Source organism: Bradyrhizobium sp. UFLA05-109 (assembly GCF_054185165.1).
Genome location: NZ_JBBIAR010000018.1, coordinates 65,338 through 84,225, shown reverse-complemented (window position 1 = coordinate 84,225; position 18,888 = coordinate 65,338). Strand labels below are relative to the sequence as shown.

The following is an 18,888-nucleotide window of genomic DNA, read 5'->3' as shown; positions in this document are numbered from 1 at the left end:
TTATCGAAGCGGTTAGCGCTTGGAGAACTGGAAGGACCGGCGGGCCTTTGCCTTGCCGTACTTCTTGCGCTCGACCACGCGGGAGTCGCGGGTCAGGAAGCCGCCCTTCTTGAGCACGGTCCGCAGTTCCGGCTCGAAATGCGTCAGCGCCTTCGAGATGCCGTGGCGGACGGCGCCGGCCTGGCCGGACAGACCGCCGCCGGCGACGGTGCAGATCACGTCGTACTGGCCGGAACGCTGGGCCACGGAGAAGGGCTGCTCGATCATCATGCGCAGCACGGGACGGGCGAAATAGACCTCGACCTCGCGCGAGTTGACCGTGACCTTGCCGGCGCCCGGCTTGATCCACACGCGGGCGACAGCGTCCTTGCGCTTGCCGGTAGCATAGGCGCGGTTGAGCTTGTCGACCTTCTTCTCGTGCTTGGGGGCGTCGGGCGCGGCCGTCTTGAGCTGCGAGAGCTGGTCGAGCGACTGGATGGATTCGGCCATGTTATGCGGCCCTCGTGTTCTTGCGGTTCAACTTGGCGATGTCGATCTTTTCCGGGCTCTGCGCCTCGTGCGGATGATCGGCCCCGCCATAGACGCGGAGGTTGCCCATCTGGACGCGACCGAGCGGACCACGGGGGATCATGCGCTCGACGGCCTTCTCGAGCACGCGCTCGGGATGACGGCCTTCGAGGATCTGGCGCGCGGTGCGCTCCTTGACGTGGCCGACATAGCCGGTGTGCTTGTAGTAGGTCTTCTGCTCGCGCTTGCGACCGGTCAGCACCGCGTGCTGGGCGTTGATGATGATGACGTTGTCGCCGCAATCAACGTGCGGGGTGTAGGTCGGGAGGTGCTTGCCGCGCAGCCGCATGGCAACGATGGTCGCGAGGCGGCCGACGACCAGACCCTTGGCGTCGATCAGCACCCACTTCTTCGTCACCTCGGCGGGCTTTGCCGAAAAGGTTTTCATATCTGAATTTCCGTGGACGGGGAGATGACGGCACGAACGACGCGCCGGACTGCGCGGTTTCTAGAGAAGTGATGCGCGCCGGTCAATGCCCGACAAGAGAAATTAGGCAAGCAAAATCAGCGATTTACAAATATGGTGTTATATTACCTCGAAAAAGTTCAAACATTTGGAATGGAATAGGTCGATGTGACATGCGCAATCGGATCCGGCGAGGTGCCCGAGAGCAGGTTGACCTCCCCGACCGCCAGACGCTTGCCGAGCTTCAGAAGCCGGGCCTCGGCCAGCACGTCCTGCCCAGGCAGGCCCTTGCGAAGGAAGTTGATGTTGAGATTGGTGGTGACGGCGAGCCCGACCGGACCGATCGCAGACAGCAGCACCACGTACATGGCAAAATCGGCAAGCGCCATCAGCGTCGGACCCGACACGGTTCCCCCCGGCCGCAGCATCCGTTCGCTGTAGCGCTGGCGCAGCAGCGCGGTCTGTCCGTCGGCGCTCTCGATGGTGATGTCGTCGCCGCTGAAGGCCTGAGGAAACTCCTCACGAAGAAACTGCTCGACCTCAGCTACGCTCATTTTCGCTGCCGCCATGCCACCCCCCACCCTCGCTTCACGCTGCCTGTTACATTAAGTTATCTGCGTCATCCAACGGCAATGTCCCAAGCGGAATCTTCAATGTCCGTCCAGCCTGCCCGCACCCCCTCCCCGGAACCGCCGATCCTGCTGCGGGAGATCGTCGGCAGCGTCGCCATACTCACGCTGAACCGCCCTGCCGCGCGCAACAGCCTGTCGGAGGCGATGATTGGCCAGCTGCACGCGAGCTTCAACGCGATTGCCGAGGACAAGCGCATCCGCGCCGCCGTCATCGCCGCCACCGGCCCGGCCTTTTCAGCCGGCCACGACATCAAGGAATTGACCGCGCGCCGCAGCGATCCCGATCGCGGCCGCGCCCATTTCGCCGAGATCATGAATGCCTGCAGCGCGATGATGCAGGCGATCGTGCGCCTGCCCAAGCCCGTGGTCGCAGCCGTCCAGGGGATCGCGACGGCGGCCGGCTGCCAGCTCGTCGCGAGCTGCGATCTTGCGATCGCTTCGGACGCCGCAAGCTTCGCCACACCCGGCGTCGACATCGGCCTGTTCTGCTCGACGCCGATGGTGGCGCTGTCGCGCAACGTGCCGCGCAAGCAGGCGATGGAAATGCTGCTGACCGGCGAGCCGATACCCGCCGCACGCGCCCGCGAGATCGGCCTCGTCAACCGTGTGGTCGCAGCCGGCACCGAACGCGATGCTGCGATTGCGCTCGCCGAACAGGTCGCGCTGAAATCTGCCTACACCGTGAAGCTCGGCAAGGAGGCGTTCTATCGCCAGGCCGAAATGAGCCTTGCGGATGCCTATCGCTATGCGGCAGAGGTGATGACGGAGAACATGATGGCGCGCGATGCAGAGGAAGGCATTCAGGCCTTCATCGAAAAGCGCGAACCGAAATGGGAAGATAGGTGACGACGCACTTTCGCGTCGTCATTCCGGGGCTCGCGAAGCGAGAACCCGCAATCTCGAGGTTCCACAATGCGCAATCGCGCATTGGGGTTCGATGCTGCGCATCGCCCCGGAACGACGCACTGGGTGAAGAATGAATCACGACGCCTATCCCGACAACTACATCCGCGGCATCCTCAACAGCGTGAAGTCGATCGCGATGGTCGGTGCCTCGCCGGTCAATGTGCGGCCGAGCTATTTTGCGTTCAAATATCTGGCGCAGCGCGGCTATGACATGATCCCGGTCAATCCCGGCCACGTCGGCAAGGAGCTGCTCGGAAAGCCTTTCGTCGCCTCGCTTCACGATATCGGCCGCCCCGTCGACATGATCGACATCTTCCGCAACTCCAGCCACATCATGCCGGTGGTGGAGGAAGCCTTGAAGCTCGATCCGCTGCCGAAGGTGATCTGGATGCAGCTAGGGGCACGCGACGATGCCGCTGCGGAGAAGGCCGAGGCCGCCGGTATCAAGGTCGTGATGAACCGCTGCCCCAAGATCGAATATGGCCGGCTGTCCTCCGAGATCTCCTGGATGGGCGTCAACTCGCGCACGCTCAGCTCCAAGCGCCCGCCCGCGCCGACGCAAGGCATGCAATTGTCGCTCAATCGCATGAGCGTCGGCGGCGGAAATACCGCAGCGGCCGATCGCGCGGCCAAGAACAAGACCGAGCAGAGCTGACGCAGCCGCAAAAGATTCGTTTCGCGAACGCGACAAAGCGAAGCACGACCGTTTCGAACAATGTCAGATGCGCGCGAGCGCCTTGACGGCGGGCGCGGCCCCGATCAGCATGCCGCGCGTTTTTCAGCCGACCCAAGAACAGGACGCCACGAATGAGCGATCGCCTTCCGGGATTTTCGACCCTTGCCGTGCATGCCGGTGCACAGCCCGATCCGACGACCGGTGCGCGCGCAACGCCGATTTATCAGACGACCTCTTTCGTCTTCAACGACGCCGACCATGCCGCCTCGCTGTTCGGCCTCCAGTCGTTCGGCAACATCTACACCCGCATCGGCAACCCCACGAATGCGGTGCTCGAAGAACGCGTCGCAGCGCTCGAAGGCGGCACCGCCGCGCTTGCGGTCGCCTCGGGCCATGCCGCGCAGGTCGTGGTGATGCAGCAATTGCTCCAGCCCGGCGACGAGTTCATCGCCGCGCGAAAGCTCTATGGCGGCTCGATCAACCAGTTCAGCCATTCGTTCAAGAGCTTTGGCTGGAACGTGGTGTGGGCTGATCCCGATGACATCGCGAGCTTCGAGCGCGCGGTGACGCCGCGCACCAAGGCGATCTTCGTCGAGTCCATCGCCAATCCCGGCGGCAGCATCACCGACATCGAGGCGATCTCCACTGTTGCCCGCAAGGCCGGCGTGCCGCTGATCGTCGACAACACGCTGGCCACGCCCTATCTGATCAAACCGATCGACCACGGCGCCGACATCGTCGTGCACTCGCTGACGAAATTTCTGGGCGGCCATGGCAACTCGATCGGCGGCGTCATCGTCGATGCCGGCACCTTCGACTGGTCGAAGGACAGCAAATATCCGATGCTCTCGGAGCCTCGCCCCGAATATCACGGCATCAAGCTGCACGAGACCTTCGGCAATTTCGCCTTTGCCATCGCCTGCCGCGTGCTCGGCCTGCGCGACCTCGGCCCTGCGCTCTCGCCGTTCAACGCGTTCCTCATTCTCACAGGCATCGAGACGCTGCCGCTGCGCATGCAGAAGCACTGCGACAATGCCAAGGCGATCGCCGAATTCCTGTCCGGCCATTCCGCCGTGGCGTCGGTGAGCTATGCCGGTCTTGCCAGCGACAAGTACAGTCAGCTTGCGCGCAAATACGCGCCGAAGGGCGCGGGCGCGGTGTTCACCTTCAGCCTGAAGGGCGGCTATGACGCCGGCGTCAGCCTGGTGTCGAAGCTGACGCTGTTCTCGCATCTGGCCAATGTCGGCGATACCCGCTCGCTGGTAATCCACCCCGCCTCGACCACGCACAGCCAGCTCGACGATGCCGCCAAGGTGAGGTCAGGCGCCGGCCCCGACGTGGTGCGCCTGTCGATCGGCATCGAGGACAAGGAGGACCTGATCGCGGACCTCGAGCAGGCGCTGGGCGCGTAATATGCCGTCGTTCCGGGGCGCCTCGAAGAGGCGAACCCGGAATCTCGCGCCGCAACTTCCGGATTCCGGGTTCGTCGCTTCGCGACGCCCGGAATGACGCCGCGGCTCGTTAACGCTATCTGCGATCCCGGCTGACATACTGGGTCGCCCAGATTGATTCGGAGCCGACCATGCTGCGCTGGATAATGTCCCCTCTGGCCGTGACGCTGATGGTCACGAGCGCACTCGCGGCCGATCAGGTCGTCGTGCACAAGAAACGACACGTCGAGCAATTGCCGCCGGGCCTGCCGCGGCCACATTACAAGTTCCGCACCACGATCGCGCCGGCGGAGCCGCCGCAGGTCTGGGTCGAGACCGATCCGGACGCGCTGATCTCGCCGGCCTACGGCGTCGGCAGCTACATCCGCAATCTGCCGGGCACCCCGCTCCTGCCGGGCGCGTATACGCTGCCGGGTTATTACGGCCGTCCCTGGGACTACGATTATCAGGGGGCGTATTACGGCGGCCCGCAGGTCGATTATTACTGGCGCCTGCCCTACGCCTGCGGCGTCTACGGTTATTGCTGATCAGCCGACCTGGCTCGCGGGGACGACACGCGAACAGGTCTCCGCAGGCTTTCGCGCCGCGAGCCGCTCTGCCTGCATCACCGCCAGCGTCAACACGAGGATCGCGACCGCCTGATGTGCGAGCGCAAGCCCAATCGGCACCTGGTTCAGCAGTGTCAGGATACCGAGCACGGCCTGCAGGCTCACCGCCGCGAACAGCCACACGGCACCGCTCGCAGCAGAACCTGCGCGCGAGCGTACGGCGTCGAACGCGTGCAGTGCCGCCAGCGCGAACAGCGCGTAGGCCGTCATGCGGTGCTCGAACTGCACGGTGAGCACATTGTCGAACAGGTTGCGCCACCACGGCGTCTCGAACCACAGCCGCTCCGCCGACGGGATGAATGCGCCGTCGATCTCGGGCCATGTGTTGTAGGCGCGACCTGCCCGCAAACCCGCCACCAGCGCGCCGAGATAAAGCTGCACGAAGGTCACGACAACGAGCAGCGCGCTCGTGAACTTCAATCGCACAGGGGCAACGATCTCCTGGCGCGCGCCGAGCCGTCGCAAGGTCCAGACGATGCCGGCGAAGATCAGCAGCGCCAGAACCAGATGCGTCGCCAGCCGATACTGCGACACTTCGACCCGTTCAGACAGGCCAGAGGCCACCATCCACCAGCCGACCGCGCCTTGCAGCCCGCCGAGGCCGAACAGCAACCACAGCCGCCGTTTCAATTCGCTCGACAGACCGCCTCGCCACAGGAAAAACAGGAATGGCAACAGATAGGCGACGCCGATGAAGCGGCCGAGCAGCCGGTGGCTCCATTCCCACCAGAAGATGGTCTTGAACTCAGACAAGCTCATGCCAGCATTGAGCTCGCGATATTGCGGGATCTTCTTGTAGGCCTCGAAAGCCTCGGTCCACTGCGTCTCGGTGAGTGGCGGCAGCGCACCCGTTACCGGCTTCCATTCGACGATCGAGAGCCCGGCCTCCGTCAGCCGCGTCGCGCCGCCGACCAGCACCATCAGCGCGATCAGCGCGGCCACGGAAATGAGCCACCAGCGCACGGCGCGATGCGGGTCGGACGGAGCTGATATCGTGGTCATTTTGGCCGGAGAAACCAATGCTTGAACCAAACTGCGCGCCCCTTATAGTCCCCCGCTCCCGCAGCGCAAGTTACGCGAAAAGCCGCAAGCTCCCGCCATGAAGATCCGCACCCGCAAGTTCCTCGGTACCATCGCGCTCCTGGTGCTCGCGGCAATTTGGGCGCTGCTCGGCATGACGCTGGCGCAGATGCCGTGGATCGCAGAATCCGGCTGGCGGCAGGCGATCTACTACGTCGTGGTCGGCATGGGCTGGGTGCTGCCGGCAATGCCGGTCGTGAGCTGGATGCAGCGGCCCGACCCGGTCTAGCCTACGCAAACGCGCTTGCGCGTTTGTCGGCAGCAAGCTCTGGTGTCCACTCATCCTCCCGGATCGAACTTAACTCAAGACGTCGTACTGCCCGTCGGCTTCACCGGCGGAAACGTCACGCCGGAGACAAGCACGCGCAGCATCCGCAACGAGCGGCGCCGGCCGTCCCAGGAAATCCGCGGTAGCGCGCGCAGATTGGTCCGCCCCTCGACGTCCACGATGCCAGGAATCGTCGACACCGCGCTGGCAAAGCCCGCCTCCTCCGCCATCACCACATGGCTGCGCCGGAACGAGCTGCGATCGCCGAACGGATAGGCAAAGTGTCCGATCTCGCGGTGGAACGCGGACTCCGCCACCGCCTTGCCCATCGCCATCTCGCGCGCGGCGGCCGTATCCTTCATGGTGGCGAGCGCAGCATAGTTCACCGTCGCGCTGCCGATCGTCACCAGCGGGTCGGCCGCGAGTTTCGAAAGATCCGACCAATCCATCGACGCCTCGCGCGAGACGGCGGCGAGGTCGACCTGATGGCGCTTGCAGAGATCGTTGATCGCAGTCGAGAGCTCGGCCGACGGCAAGGTTCTGAGCCACTCTTCGAGCAGCGTGAACAGTGCCTGCTTCTCCGCGCGCGCGGTGACGACGAAGCGCTGCTCCTTGTCGCCCATCATCAGGCTGATGCGGCTTTCGCGCGCAATCACCTGTTCGAGCGCGAGCCACCAGGCTTCGCCGACGCCGTCGGGAAAGGCCGTCGGCACGTAGACCGTGAAGGGAACGCCGTGGCGCGACAGCACCGGATAAGCGAACGTGGCGAGATCCTTGTACGCACCGTCGAAGCTCAGCGCCACGAAGCGCCGCCGCTCGGGCAGCGTCACCGCGCGCCGGCAGACCTCATCCATGCCGACGATGTCGAACTTCCACCGCTTCAGCGCGCGAAGCACGCGGTCGAGGAATTCTGGCGTGATCTCATTGGCAAGCAGCGGCCGGAAGGGCACGCGCCCGCGCGGCCTGACGCGCTGAAAGCGCAGGATCGCACCGGCGCCACCTGCCCTCCGTCCGCGCAACCGGTGCTGGCCGGTGAACCAGGCCAGTTCCAGCCGCAGCCGTTCCATCCATCGATCATCGGACGCCAAAATCCCACCCATTGCAAACCGACGAGCGGCCGGTTCCCCTTCGCATTCTCCTTACTCTTTGTTGACCTTTCTTTGCAAAGGTCGGCCGCAGGCCGAATTACGCTCATTTTCCGTTTTCTCGACAGGTTTCGCGAATGACCATGGCTGCGGCGATGCAAAGCCGGACGGCAGAAGCGCCAGCGCGGTCGAAAGCGAGCCGTATCGCTGAGGTCGACATCGTCAGCGATCTCACCATGGCCGAACCGGTGTGGCGCGCGCTGGAAAACACCGGTCACCTCGCAACACCCTATCAGCGCTTCGACCTGCTCGCCCCCTGGCAGCGTCTCGCCGGCGAGCATGAAGGCGCAACGCCTTTCATTGTCATTGCCCGCGATGCCGAACGCCGGCCGCTCGTCGTGCTGCCGCTGTGCACGCGGCAAAACCGCGGCGTCACGGTCGCCTGCTTCATGGGCGGCAAGCATACGACCTTCAACATGGGCCTGTGGGACGCCGATTTCGCAAGCCACGCCAACAACGCCGATCTCGACGCGCTGTTCGCGGCCCTGCGCGCGCGCAGCGGCGTCGACGTGCTCGCGCTGTCACAGCAACCAATACGCTGGCGCGACCAGCAAAACCCGTTCGCACTTCTGCCACGCCAAAATTCGATCAATGGCTGCCCGCTGCTCGCGATGCAGCCGGGCGACCCGCCGGCGTCGCGCATCAGCAACTCCTTCCGCCGTCGTCTGAAGAGCAAGGAAAAGAAACTTCAGGCGCTCGCCGGCTACCGCTATCACGTCGCCGCCACCGATGACGACATCACGCGCTTGCTCGACTGGTTCTTCCGCGTCAAGCCGATACGGATGGCGGAGCAGAAGCTGCCGAACGTATTCGCCGAGCCCGGCGTCGAGGCATTCATCCGCTCGACCTGCCTGAGGTCGCGCGGCGAGGCCCGCATCATCGACATCCATGCGCTGGAATGCGACGAGGAGGTGATCGCGATCTTCGCCGGCGTCGCCGACGGCTGCCGCTTCTCGACGATGTTCAACACCTACACGATGTCGGAGCATTCGCGCTTCAGCCCCGGCCTGATCCTGCTGCGCAACATCATCGACCATTATGCGGAAGCAGGCTATCACGCACTCGATCTCGGCGTCGGCTCGGACGACTACAAGCGCATGTTCTGCAAGAGCGACGAAGAGATTTTCGACAGCTTCGTCCCGCTGACCTCGCGCGGCAAGCTCGCGGCGATGGCGATGTCGTCGCTGAGCCACGGCAAGCGCCTCGTGAAGCAGAACCAGATGCTGTTCGACCTCGCGCGCAAGGTGCGACAGGCGTTCGGGTAAGAACTAGCTGTCGAACGACCCTCTCCCGCAAGGGGAGAGGGTACACCGACTGCGTGGTTAGATTGATGATCGCGCCCAGCGCAGCGCTCGCCTAGGCCGCCACCACGCGAGGCGCCTCCACCGCATCCGATGGCTGCACCGGCTTCTTCAGCATCGTCACTTCGCTGAAGCCGACCGCTTTGAGCTGTTCGCACATCGAGGTGCGGGCTTCAGTGGGCATGCCGGCGTCCGGAACCACGACGGCGCGGGCATTCGTCGTCAGCAGCTCGGCAGGCAGGTCGGAGGCGGTACCGGCATCGAGCAGCACGTGATCGTAGACGCGGAGCAAGGCGTCGATTGCCAGCATCACGCGCGGCGATTGCAGCAGGCTGCGGTCGAAGCCGTCGCGACCCGCCGCCACCAGTTGCAGACGCGAGAGCCTGTCCTTGGTGATGATTTGGGCGAACGAGGCCTCGCCCTGCATCAATTCGGCAAGGCCGGGAGCGCTCGGATCGGCGGAGATCGCCGAAATCGTCGGCGACGATGCAGCGAGATCGACGACCACGACCCGCGCCTCGCGCGCCAGATGGCGCGCCAGCGTCAGCGCGGTCAGCGTGATGGCATCGCCCGCCGCGGTGCCGAGCACCGTCACCTTGCGCGCGCCGTTGCCGGCGCCGCGCAGGCTGTCGGCAAGCTGTTCGATCTCGGCAAACTCGGTGATGCCAGCGTCGGAAGCCATCTCCGGCTGGAGCGGCGTCGGCTCGCTCACCATGGGCTCGGGCTCGACGGCTGGTTCACTGCGGGGAACGACGCGCGACGCTGCAGCCGGCGTGAATGCGGCGATTGCACGCGGCGCGGTCATGTGCAGGAGCTCGCCGGTGACGACGATGCCGGCACTGAGCAGCAGCGTCGCCAGCGTCGCGATGAGCACGATCGGCAATTTCTTCGGATAGGCGATCGTGTTCGAGACGATGGCGCGCGAAATGATGCGCCCTTCGGTCGGCGCGGTGTCGATGGTCTCGCGGGCATTGGCCTCGCGATATTTGGCGAGATAGGTCTCGAGCAGGTCGCGCTGCGCCTTGGCCTCGCGCTCCAGCGCCCGAAGCTGGACGTCCTGGCCATTGGTCGAGGTCGCCTGCTTCTTGAGCTGCTCGAGGCCGGCGGTGAGGCTGTCGACGCGGCTGCCGGCGATTCGCGCGTCATTCTCCAGCGAGCGCGAGATCTTGCCCGCCTCGTCACGGATCTGCGTATCGAGATCGCCGATCTGCGCCTTCAACTCCTTGATGCGCGGATGATTGCCAAGCAGCGTCGAGGACTGCTCGGCGAGCTGCGCCCGCAGCGTCACACGCTGCTCGGACAGCCGGCGCATCAGCTCAGAATTCAGCACCTCCGATGCCTCGATCGGCTTGCCGCTCTGGAGCATCTCGCGGATCAGCCGCGCCCTGGCCTCGGCATCGGCCTTCATCGCGCGCGCATTGTTGAGCTGGGTGTTGAGCTCGCCCATCTGCTGATTCGACAGCGTGGTATTGTTGGTGCCGACGAACAGCGACGACCTGGACCGAAAATCCTCGGCCTTGGCCTCGGCGTCCGAGACCTTCTTGCGCAGGTTCTCGATCTCGCCCGACAGCCACTGGCTGGCCGACTTGGCCTGCTCCTGGCGCGCATTCTGTTGCAGCACCAGATAGCCATCGGCGATCGAGTTGGCGACGCGCGCGGCGAGCTCCGGATCGGTCGACTGGAACTCGACGACGATCACGCGAGACTTGTCGACCGCGTAGGCCGTCAGGCGGTCGTAATAGGCATCCAGCACCCGCTCTTCAGGGGTCATCGAGAACGGATCGCGGCCAATTCCGAACAATGCCGCCAGCGATTTCAGCGGCGAGACACCCTGGAGCACCGGATCGAATTCGGGCCGCTCTGCGAGCTTGTTCTTCTTGATGATCTCGCGCGCCAGATCGCGCGACAGCACGAGTTGCACCTGGCTGGTGACGGCCTCGGCGTCGAGCGCCTGCCGTTCCTCGGTGCTGCGGTCGCTGGACGGACGCAAAAAGACGTTCTCGCGCCCGTCGATCAGGATACGGGCTTCCGACTTGTAGCGCGGCGTCACCAGATTGACGCCGGCAAGCGCGAGCACCAGCGCCAGCACCGTCGGCAGGATGATGAAGCCACGCCTGCGCTTGAGCGCGGCACCGAGCGCATGCAGATCGATGTCACCGGCTTCGGCTTGCGCCCGCGCGACGGCGGCCGCGGGCCTCGGCTCGGGCTTGTGCAAGGCCCGCTCGATCACGGCCTTGTCCTTGCCGGCACGCCAGAACGCTAAACGCATCGCACACTCCCGCAGGGCAACGCCGCCACCCACCTCAACCGAGGCGATTACACTCCATTAAGGTTGCCGCTGGGTTAATCGCGCCGCACGCGCGCATGGCGCGACGCGCGAACACCGTTTGTTAACCATGAGACCCCTTAATCGGCATCGATATTCAGTGGATTGCTCCGACGTCGCCTGCGAGCGCTGGTTCAGATCATGCCCCCCTCTCTCGACCAGCCGCTTCGCATCCTGCACGCCGTGCGTGCCCCGGTCGGTGGCATCTTCCGTCACATCCTCGACCTCGCCAACGGCCAGGTCGATCGTGGACATCATGTCGGGATTCTCGCCGACGATCTCACCGGCGGCGAGCGCGCAGCGAACGCGCTGGCCGAGATCGCGCCGCGCCTGAAGCTCGGCGTCCATCGGCTGGCGATCCGCCGCGAACCATCGCCCGACGACTTTCTCGTGTGGCTGCGCATGAGGCGCCTGATCGCCAAGCTCGAGCCGGATGTGATACATGGCCATGGCGCCAAGGCCGGCGCCTTCGTGCGGCTCAGGCGGCGCTCGAACGACACCATCCGCATCTACACCCCGCACGGCGGCTCGCTGCATTATCCTTTGCACACCTTCAAGGGCGAGTTTTATGCGCGACTTGAACGGACGCTGACGAACAGCACCGACCTGTTCCTGTTCGAAAGCGCCTTTGCCCGCGACACCTATCAGCGCATCGTCGGCAAGCCCAAAGGCGTGGTGCGCTGCGTCTTCAATGGCGTGACGCCGGAGGAATTCGAGCCGGTCGTCACCGCGGACGATGCGACCGACCTTGCCTATGTCGGCGAGTTCCGGCGTATCAAGGGCGCCGATCTCCTCGTCGACGCGGTGGCCCGCCTGCACGCCGACGGTCGGAGAGTCACGCTGACGCTGGGCGGCGACGGCGAGGAGATGGCGGCGCTGAAGGCGCAGGTCGAGGGGCTCGGCCTAACCAATTCGATCCGCTTCATCGGCCACGTCAAGGCGCGCTACGGCTTCTCCAAAGGCCGGTTGCTGGTCGTTCCCTCGCGCGGCGATTCCATGCCCTATGTCGTGATCGAAGCCGGTGCGGCCGGCATCCCCATGATCGCCGCGAGCGTCGGCGGCATCCCCGAGATCTTCGACGCCGGGAGTTCCGCCCTCTTCGCCCCGAGCAATCCCGAGGCCATGGCGGAGGCCATTGGGGCTGCGCTGGACGATCCGCAAGCGACTGCCCAGCGCGCAGCGAGGTTGCGCGAGCGGATCTCGGCGCACTTTTCCCAGCAGGCGATGGTGGATGGCGTGCTTGCCGGCTACCGGGACGCGTTTACCCATCATTAGCCATCCTTAAGGCGGCTTTAGAGTTTCTTCCGATTTGTCCGATAAGCGAGAGCAAGGGGGACTTCCGCGCTTCGCGCGCCTATATGCGCGTCCGGCGGGTTTCAGGAATGGACGTGGACGACCGTGGAACCGCTCAACGCACGCTCGATGCTCGACGCCGCGACCAGTGCCGCGGCTGCACCCGTTGACAAGCCCTTTGTCGAACGCCGTCGCCGGCTTTCGCCGGCAGCACTCGCCGTCGTCAACCAGAAGGTCGCCCGCGCCTATTCGCCGATCGTGATCGCCGGCTTCGTGCGCGTCGCCGATTTTGTCCTGCTCAGCCTCGTCGGCACGGTACTTTACTTCGGCTATGTCGCGCCGCTGACCGGCATCCGCTGGGAATATCTCGCCGCGATTTGCGCCGTCGCAGCGGCAACCGTGATCTGCTTCCAGGCCGCCGACATGTATCAGGTGCAGCTCTTCCGCGGTCAGCTCCGCCAGATGACGCGGATGATTTCGTCATGGTCGTTCGTGTTCCTGTTGTCCATCGGCATTTCCTTCTTCGCCAGGGTCGGCAGCGAAGTCTCGCGGCTGTGGCTCGCCGCCTTCTTCTCCCTTGGCCTCGCCGCGCTCGTCGCCGAGCGCCTGGCGCTGCGAACTCTGGTGCGTACCTGGGCGCGCGAGGGCCGGCTCGACCGCCGCACCATCATCGTCGGCTCCGACAGCAATGGCGAAGAGCTGGTCGAGGCGCTGAAGGCGCAGGAGGACTCCGACATCCACGTGCTCGGCGTGTTCGACGACCGCAACGACAGCCGCGCGCTCGACACCTGCGCGGGCGCGCCGAAGCTCGGCAAGGTCGACGATATCGTCGAGTTCGCCCGCCGCACCCGCGTCGATCTCGTGCTGTTCGCGCTGCCTATCTCGGCCGAGACGCGCATCCTCGAGATGCTGAAGAAGCTCTGGGTGCTGCCGGTCGACATCCGCCTCTCCGCCCACACCAACAAGCTGCGTTTCCGTCCGCGCTCCTATTCCTATCTCGGCGAGGTGCCCACTCTCGACGTGTTCGAGGCGCCGATCACCGACTGGGATCTGGTGATGAAATGGCTGTTCGACCGCATCGTCGGCGGCCTCGCGCTGTTCGCTGCCCTTCCCGTGATGGCGCTGGTGGCGCTGGCGGTGAAGCTCGACAGCCCCGGCCCCGTGCTGTTCCGACAAAAGCGCTTCGGCTTCAACAACGAGCGCATCGACGTCTACAAATTCCGTTCGATGTATCACCATCAGGCCGACCCGACAGCCTCGAAGGTCGTCACCAAAAACGATCCGCGCGTCACCCGCGTCGGCCGCTTCATCCGCAAGACCAGCCTCGACGAGCTGCCGCAACTCTTCAACGTGGTCTTCTCCGGCAATCTCTCCCTCGTCGGCCCGCGCCCGCACGCCGTCCAAGGCAAGCTCCAGAGCCGGCTGTTCGACGAGGCCGTCGACGGCTATTTTGCCCGTCACCGCGTCAAGCCGGGCATCACCGGCTGGGCCCAGATCAACGGCTGGCGCGGCGAGATCGACAACGAGGAGAAGATCCAGAAGCGCGTCGAGTTCGATCTCTACTATATCGAGAACTGGTCGGTGCTATTCGACCTCTACATTCTCCTGAAGACGCCGATCTCGCTGCTGACCAAGAACGAGAACGCGTATTGAAACGTAGTCATGCCCCGGCTTGACCGGGGCATCCAGTACTCCGCGGCGCCGAGGTTTAACTTCGCCGCCGCGGAGTATTGGATCGCGCGGTCAAGCCGGACGATGACACCGTGGTTGTGTGTACCAGTTGCGTGAGCGTGTGAGCGTGTGATGGCGTATGCGGCGACGGCCGGGGGAATGAACGTAGCGCGACCCGCTGCGCCCGGCGTTCTTGCCCTGCAGCGGGCGATGGTATGGCTGGTCGGTGCCTCCGGTGCGATCGTCTTCATCGAGCCCAGCCCCTACGAGATCGTGACGCTGCTTGCGACTGTCACCTTCTTCGCCACCGGCCTGCGGCTTCGCCTCGTCTTCATGCCGCTCGTGCTGCTGCTGATCCTGCTCAATGTCGGCTACACCATCAGCGCCATTCCGCTGCTCGGCCAGTCCGAGGTGGCAAGCTGGATCGCGACCTCCTGGTACATGGCGGTGACGGTGGTGTTCTTCGCCATGGTCACATCGGAGGATACGGCGGCGCGGCTCGACATGCTGCGCCGCGGCCTCGTGGTCGGCGCGATGGTCGCCTCAACCTCGGCAATCGCCGGCTACTTCAATCTCGTTCCCGGCGGCCACGACCTCCTGACGCTCTACGAGCGCGCGCGCGGCACGTTCAAGGACCCGAACGTGCTCGGCGCGTTCCTGATCCTGCCGGCGCTGTTTTCATTGCAGAGCGTGGTCTCGGACAAACTGGCCAAGGCGTTCCGCAACGCGATCGCCTTCGCCATCATGGCACTCGCGATCCTGCTCGCCTTCTCGCGCGCCGCGTGGGGCGGCCTGATCTTGACCTCCGGCTTCATGCTGGCGCTGATGGTGCTGACCAGCCGGAGCAATGCGCAGCGCTCGCGCATCATCGTCATGGCGCTGGTCGCGGCCGCGCTGGGGCTGGCGCTGATCGCGATCCTGCTCTCATTCGATTCCATCGCCGAGATGTTCAAGCAGCGCGCGAGCTTCGACCAGAGCTACGACGAAGGCCGCTTCGGCCGCTTCGGCCGCCACATCCTCGGCGCGGAGATGGCGCTCGACCTGCCGTTCGGGATCGGCCCCCTGCAATTCCACCGCTACTTCCCGGAGGATACCCACAACTCCTATCTCAACGCCTTCATGTCCGGCGGCTGGCTTTCCGGCATCTGCTATCCTGCGCTGGTTTTCACCACCGTGATCACAGGCTTTCGCAACGTCTTCGTACGCGTGCCCTGGCAGCGCGCCTATCTTGCGATCTTCTCGGCCTTCGTCGGCACCGTCGGCGAAAGTTTCATCATCGACACCGACCACTGGCGGCATTTCTGGATGATGTTGGGGACGATGTGGGGCATGATCGCGGCCGCGCAGGCTTACAAGGCGTGGCAATCCGGCGTCGGCGAGGCTTCGCTGGAGCCCTAGCACACGTTCAGGAAACTTGGCGCACGCCACAGGGCTCTGCGGGACGCCGCCGTGATAGCGTGGCACTACTCTCGTTGTCACCGCCCGGCTCGACCGGGCGATCCAGTATTCCAGAGACGGCGACGAATACGGAGAAGCCGCGGCGTACTGGATGCTCCGCTTTCGCGGGGCATGACAGCGAGGATTAGGAAGCGGCTTGCACTCCTGACGCACGCTCTCGCCGTGCTGCGCTGCGCCCAAGCATCTCGAATATGTCCAATCCGTGATGCTCGGGCGCAGACATCTCGATTGACAAGCTGAGACCCGACAATTCTAATCGATTGACCTTTCGCGAGAGCCGTCTGCTCGAACGAAATGGTGCTCGAATGCATGTCGCGACGCAAAGAAGCGCGGTTGCACAATGATGAAAAAGACGAACCAAATCGTTCGCGAGGAAATCTTCTGCGCGATGGGAGGAACGCCGCAGTGACAGGCGATGGCTCTCGGTGCAGTGATGACGAGCCGCCCGAGGGCACTCAGTCCAAGGTGCTTCGGATCGATCGTCTGTGCAAGCGCTTCGGCGGTACCCAGGCCCTCAACGAGGTGAGCATGGCCGTGGGCCGCGGCGAGGTCGTCGCTCTTCTTGGCGAGAACGGCGCTGGCAAATCGACCCTGATCAAAATTCTGGCGGGCGTGTACTCCGCCGACAGCGGAACAATCTCCTATGCAGGCCAGGATATGACGTCCTCGGTCAGGCGCCTGCCCCTATCGTTCATCCATCAGGATCTCGGACTGATCGACTGGATGACGGTGGCCGAAAACATCTGCCTGACCCTCGGCTATCCCCGCCGTTTTGGCGTCATCGACTGGACCAAGGCGCGCAAGCGGGCCGAGCTTGCCCTTGCAAGACTCGGCGCCGACATCGATCCGGACCTCCGTATCCAGAGCCTGACACGAACGGAGAAATCGCTGGTCGCGATCGCCCGTGCGCTTGCGACTGACGCGGAAATCCTGGTGCTTGATGAGCCGACCGCAAGTCTTCCTGCGGACGAGGTATTGCGCCTGTTCACGGCACTCCGTCGCCTGCGCGATCACGGTGTAGGCATGATCTATGTCTCGCACCGCCTCGACGAGGTGTTCGAGGTGGCCGACCGGATGGTCGTATTGCGCGACGGCCGGATGGCCGGCGAGCGCATGGTCACGCAGACATCGCCGGACGAAACCATCCTGCTCATCGTGGGACGCGAGCCCTCTCAGGTTTTCCGACGGCCCGCCGAGCGCGAAGGCGCGGCTCGCCTCGAACTCGACCATGCATCGATGACGTCCGTTGGGCCGATCGACTGCCGTATCCACGCCGGCGAAATCGTTGGTCTCGTCGGCTTGCGTGGCGCAGGCCAGGAGGCCTTCGGCCGCGCGCTGTTCGGCATGGAAGCGGTTACCGGCGGACAAATCCTGGTCGACGGCGTGCCTGTCGAGATTACTTCTCCGCGGAGTGCGATGGACCTCGGGATCAGCCTCGTCTGTGCGGACCGCGTCGGAGAATCCATCGTCCCCGGCCTGTCGGTGCGGGAGAACTTCTTCCTCAATCCCCTCGCAGCAGGACACACGGCTTCGACCTGGCTTGCACCGGCGAAGGAGCGTGCGACAGCGAGGCGGCTCGGCGTGACTGTTGATCTTCGGCCCAACGATCCAAACCTGGCGATCGAGCTATTGTCCGGCGGAAATCAGCAGAAGGTCGCGATCGGGCGCTGGCTCAATCTGAAGTCCAAAGTCTATGTCTTCGAGGATCCGACCGCTGGCGTGGACGTCGGCTCGAAGGCGGAGATCTACAAGCTGTTCGATGTGGCGCTCTCCGAAGGCGCCGCCATCCTGATCGTCTCGACCGACTTCGAGGAGATCGCAAAGGTCTGCCATCGCGCACTGGTGTTCAGCCGCGGCCACGTCGTTCGCGAGCTTCATTCCGACGATCTGTCCATCAGCAATCTGTTGTCCGCCGCGTCCGCCAGCGTCGCGGGCAACTCCGTCGCAGCGTAAGGGGCGGCTCACTGACCGAGGCCTAAGATGCAATCCATCAAGTCGAACGCCCTGGAGCCTACGCGCCCCGAACTCGCAGCGCTGACCAACGGGCAGGCGATCTTGCGATTGCTCCCGGTGTACGGCTTGCCCTTGCTGACGTTGCTCCTGATCATCTTCTTCTCGATCGCCCTGCCGGATACTTTCCCGACCTGGCTCAACGCACGCTCGATCCTTGCCGACAAGTCCATCGTTGCGCTGCTGGCGCTCGCTGCGACCCTGCCGATGATGGCCGGCCGCATCGATCTCACGGTCGGCTTCGGCATCGTGATGTGGCACATCCTGGCGATCAGCTTCCAGGTGAAATACGGCATCTCGTGGCCGATCGCGATCCTGCTGGTCGTGGCTTGCGCAGGCTTCGTCGGTCTCGTCAATGGCGTGCTGGTCGAAGTCGCCCAGGTCGACGCCTTCGTCGCGACGCTGGGCACTGGCACGATCCTCTATGCGCTTGCGCTGTGGCACACCGAAGGCCGCCAGATCATCGGCAACCTACCGCCCGATTTCGTGGCGATTAACTGGGCGTCAGTGTTCGGCATACCGATCCCCGCCTTCTACGTGATTGGGCTCGCGCTGGTCTTGTGGATCGTCAGCGAGCGCCTGCCGATCGGCCGTTTCATCTACGCGATTGGCGCCAACGAGAAGGCAGCCGCGCTCAACGGCATTCCGGTGCGGGCCTATGTGATCGGCGTGTTCATGGCCTCCGGCGTCATCACCGGGCTCGCAGGTTGCGTGCTCGGGGCAAAGCTGCGCATCGGCCAGGCGAATGTGGGCCTCGACTTCCTTCTCCCTGCCCTCGTCGGCGCCTTCCTGGGATCGACGACGATCAAGCCCGGCCGCGTCAATGTTTGGGGAAGTGTGTTCGGCATCCTGATTCTCGCCGTCGGCATTTCCGGCATCCAGTTGTTCGGCGGCGCCTTCTTCATTGAACCGCTGTTCAATGGCACGACGCTGGTCGTCGCGATCGCGCTCGCGGCGTTCGCGCAGCGCCGTCGTGCGGTCGCCAAGCCACCACCACGCGATCCAAAGGCAATGCCGACCCAATCAAAATCCGCAGAGACGGCCAGGGCCACCTGACGCCGCTGCGTAAACCGCCGGCAAAGCCGGCCTG

17 protein-coding genes are annotated in these 18,888 nt (G+C 64.4%); 11 read left to right on the top strand and 6 right to left on the bottom strand.

What is annotated here, in order from left to right; all coding sequences use genetic code 11:
• Nucleotides 1-12: 12 nt before the first annotated feature.
• From rpsI to Q3C01_RS15445, 3 genes are all read right to left on the bottom strand, one after another.
• The gene (rpsI, locus tag Q3C01_RS15455; protein ID WP_027522852.1) at nucleotides 13-489 is read right to left on the bottom strand and encodes a 30S ribosomal protein S9; all 477 of its coding nucleotides are present in this window, start codon (nucleotides 487-489) and stop codon (nucleotides 13-15) included.
• Nucleotide 490: 1 nt separating this feature from the next.
• Nucleotides 491-955, bottom strand: coding sequence for a 50S ribosomal protein L13 (gene rplM / locus Q3C01_RS15450; RefSeq protein ID WP_027522853.1), 465 nt, complete (start codon nucleotides 953-955; stop codon nucleotides 491-493).
• Nucleotides 956-1,113: 158 nt separating this feature from the next.
• On the bottom strand, nucleotides 1,114-1,542 hold the full coding sequence (locus tag Q3C01_RS15445; RefSeq protein WP_458146178.1) for a PaaI family thioesterase: 429 nt from the start codon (nucleotides 1,540-1,542) through the stop codon (nucleotides 1,114-1,116).
• 84 nt (nucleotides 1,543-1,626) lie between these two features.
• Here Q3C01_RS15445 and Q3C01_RS15440 point away from each other — a divergent pair, with 84 nt between their 5' ends.
• From Q3C01_RS15440 to Q3C01_RS15425, 4 genes are all read left to right on the top strand, one after another.
• Entirely contained in the window at nucleotides 1,627-2,451 is an 825-nt protein-coding gene (locus Q3C01_RS15440; protein ID WP_458146177.1) for an enoyl-CoA hydratase, read from the top strand.
• A 130-nt stretch (nucleotides 2,452-2,581) separates the two neighbouring features.
• Nucleotides 2,582-3,166, top strand: coding sequence for a CoA-binding protein (locus tag Q3C01_RS15435; RefSeq protein WP_458146176.1), 585 nt, complete (start codon nucleotides 2,582-2,584; stop codon nucleotides 3,164-3,166).
• A gap of 152 nt (nucleotides 3,167-3,318) precedes the next feature.
• The gene (locus Q3C01_RS15430) at nucleotides 3,319-4,599 is read left to right on the top strand and encodes an O-acetylhomoserine aminocarboxypropyltransferase (protein ID WP_458146175.1); all 1,281 of its coding nucleotides are present in this window, start codon (nucleotides 3,319-3,321) and stop codon (nucleotides 4,597-4,599) included.
• Nucleotides 4,600-4,769: 170 nt separating this feature from the next.
• Nucleotides 4,770-5,165, top strand: coding sequence for a hypothetical protein (locus Q3C01_RS15425; RefSeq protein WP_458146174.1), 396 nt, complete (start codon nucleotides 4,770-4,772; stop codon nucleotides 5,163-5,165).
• On the opposite strand, the gene Q3C01_RS15420 is transcribed toward Q3C01_RS15425, so the two are convergent.
• Complete coding sequence (locus Q3C01_RS15420; RefSeq protein WP_458146173.1) at nucleotides 5,166-6,248, bottom strand: COX15/CtaA family protein; 1,083 nt, start codon at nucleotides 6,246-6,248, stop codon at nucleotides 5,166-5,168.
• A 97-nt stretch (nucleotides 6,249-6,345) separates the two neighbouring features.
• On the opposite strand from Q3C01_RS15420, the gene Q3C01_RS15415 reads away from it, so the two are divergent.
• On the top strand, nucleotides 6,346-6,555 hold the full coding sequence (locus tag Q3C01_RS15415; RefSeq protein ID WP_458146172.1) for a DUF2842 domain-containing protein: 210 nt from the start codon (nucleotides 6,346-6,348) through the stop codon (nucleotides 6,553-6,555).
• A 74-nt stretch (nucleotides 6,556-6,629) separates the two neighbouring features.
• Here the strand turns inward: Q3C01_RS15415 and Q3C01_RS15410 are convergent, their stop codons facing one another.
• On the bottom strand, nucleotides 6,630-7,682 hold the full coding sequence (locus tag Q3C01_RS15410; RefSeq protein ID WP_458146171.1) for a polysaccharide deacetylase family protein: 1,053 nt from the start codon (nucleotides 7,680-7,682) through the stop codon (nucleotides 6,630-6,632).
• Nucleotides 7,683-7,816: 134 nt separating this feature from the next.
• On the opposite strand from Q3C01_RS15410, the gene Q3C01_RS15405 reads away from it, so the two are divergent.
• Nucleotides 7,817-9,004, top strand: a complete 1,188-nt coding sequence (locus Q3C01_RS15405) for a GNAT family N-acetyltransferase (protein WP_458146170.1) — start codon at nucleotides 7,817-7,819, stop codon at nucleotides 9,002-9,004.
• 91 nt (nucleotides 9,005-9,095) lie between these two features.
• On the opposite strand, the gene Q3C01_RS15400 is transcribed toward Q3C01_RS15405, so the two are convergent.
• Nucleotides 9,096-11,309, bottom strand: a complete 2,214-nt coding sequence (locus tag Q3C01_RS15400) for a GumC family protein (RefSeq protein ID WP_458146169.1) — start codon at nucleotides 11,307-11,309, stop codon at nucleotides 9,096-9,098.
• Between the two features lie 198 nt (nucleotides 11,310-11,507).
• Here Q3C01_RS15400 and Q3C01_RS15395 point away from each other — a divergent pair, with 198 nt between their 5' ends.
• The 5 genes from Q3C01_RS15395 to Q3C01_RS15375 all read left to right on the top strand — a co-directional run bounded on the left by Q3C01_RS15395 (nucleotide 11,508) and on the right by Q3C01_RS15375 (nucleotide 18,854).
• Complete coding sequence (locus tag Q3C01_RS15395) at nucleotides 11,508-12,641, top strand: glycosyltransferase family 4 protein (RefSeq protein ID WP_458146168.1); 1,134 nt, start codon at nucleotides 11,508-11,510, stop codon at nucleotides 12,639-12,641.
• Nucleotides 12,642-12,764: 123 nt separating this feature from the next.
• Nucleotides 12,765-14,312 (top strand): undecaprenyl-phosphate glucose phosphotransferase, encoded by a 1,548-nt coding sequence (locus Q3C01_RS15390; RefSeq protein WP_458146167.1) that lies wholly within the window; start codon nucleotides 12,765-12,767, stop codon nucleotides 14,310-14,312.
• Between the two features lie 150 nt (nucleotides 14,313-14,462).
• Nucleotides 14,463-15,728 (top strand): O-antigen ligase family protein, encoded by a 1,266-nt coding sequence (locus tag Q3C01_RS15385; RefSeq protein WP_458146166.1) that lies wholly within the window; start codon nucleotides 14,463-14,465, stop codon nucleotides 15,726-15,728.
• A 465-nt stretch (nucleotides 15,729-16,193) separates the two neighbouring features.
• A complete protein-coding gene (locus Q3C01_RS15380; RefSeq protein WP_458146165.1) occupies nucleotides 16,194-17,741 on the top strand; it encodes a sugar ABC transporter ATP-binding protein in 1,548 nt (515 codons plus the stop codon).
• Nucleotides 17,742-17,768: 27 nt separating this feature from the next.
• Nucleotides 17,769-18,854 carry an ABC transporter permease gene (locus Q3C01_RS15375; protein ID WP_458146164.1) on the top strand — a complete coding sequence of 362 codons (1,086 nt, stop codon included), beginning with the start codon at nucleotides 17,769-17,771 and terminating at the stop codon, nucleotides 18,852-18,854.
• Nucleotides 18,855-18,888 lie beyond the last annotated feature (34 nt).

Bases quoted from the DNA above. Each gene is read 5' to 3' on its own strand.
- rpsI (WP_027522852.1), bottom strand. From the start codon at position 489: ATGGCCGAATCCATCCAGTCGCTCGACCAGCTCTCGCAGCTCAAGACG.
- rplM (WP_027522853.1), bottom strand. From the start codon at position 955: ATGAAAACCTTTTCGGCAAAGCCCGCCGAGGTGACGAAGAAGTGGGTG.
- Q3C01_RS15445 (WP_458146178.1), bottom strand. From the start codon at position 1,542: ATGGCGGCAGCGAAAATGAGCGTAGCTGAGGTCGAGCAGTTTCTTCGT.
- Q3C01_RS15440 (WP_458146177.1), top strand. From the start codon at position 1,627: ATGTCCGTCCAGCCTGCCCGCACCCCCTCCCCGGAACCGCCGATCCTG.
- Q3C01_RS15435 (WP_458146176.1), top strand. From the start codon at position 2,582: ATGAATCACGACGCCTATCCCGACAACTACATCCGCGGCATCCTCAAC.
- Q3C01_RS15430 (WP_458146175.1), top strand. From the start codon at position 3,319: ATGAGCGATCGCCTTCCGGGATTTTCGACCCTTGCCGTGCATGCCGGT.
- Q3C01_RS15425 (WP_458146174.1), top strand. From the start codon at position 4,770: ATGCTGCGCTGGATAATGTCCCCTCTGGCCGTGACGCTGATGGTCACG.
- Q3C01_RS15420 (WP_458146173.1), bottom strand. From the start codon at position 6,248: ATGACCACGATATCAGCTCCGTCCGACCCGCATCGCGCCGTGCGCTGG.
- Q3C01_RS15415 (WP_458146172.1), top strand. From the start codon at position 6,346: ATGAAGATCCGCACCCGCAAGTTCCTCGGTACCATCGCGCTCCTGGTG.
- Q3C01_RS15405 (WP_458146170.1), top strand. From the start codon at position 7,817: ATGACCATGGCTGCGGCGATGCAAAGCCGGACGGCAGAAGCGCCAGCG.
- Q3C01_RS15400 (WP_458146169.1), bottom strand. From the start codon at position 11,309: ATGCGTTTAGCGTTCTGGCGTGCCGGCAAGGACAAGGCCGTGATCGAG.
- Q3C01_RS15395 (WP_458146168.1), top strand. From the start codon at position 11,508: ATGCCCCCCTCTCTCGACCAGCCGCTTCGCATCCTGCACGCCGTGCGT.
- Q3C01_RS15385 (WP_458146166.1), top strand. From the start codon at position 14,463: ATGGCGTATGCGGCGACGGCCGGGGGAATGAACGTAGCGCGACCCGCT.
- Q3C01_RS15375 (WP_458146164.1), top strand. From the start codon at position 17,769: ATGCAATCCATCAAGTCGAACGCCCTGGAGCCTACGCGCCCCGAACTC.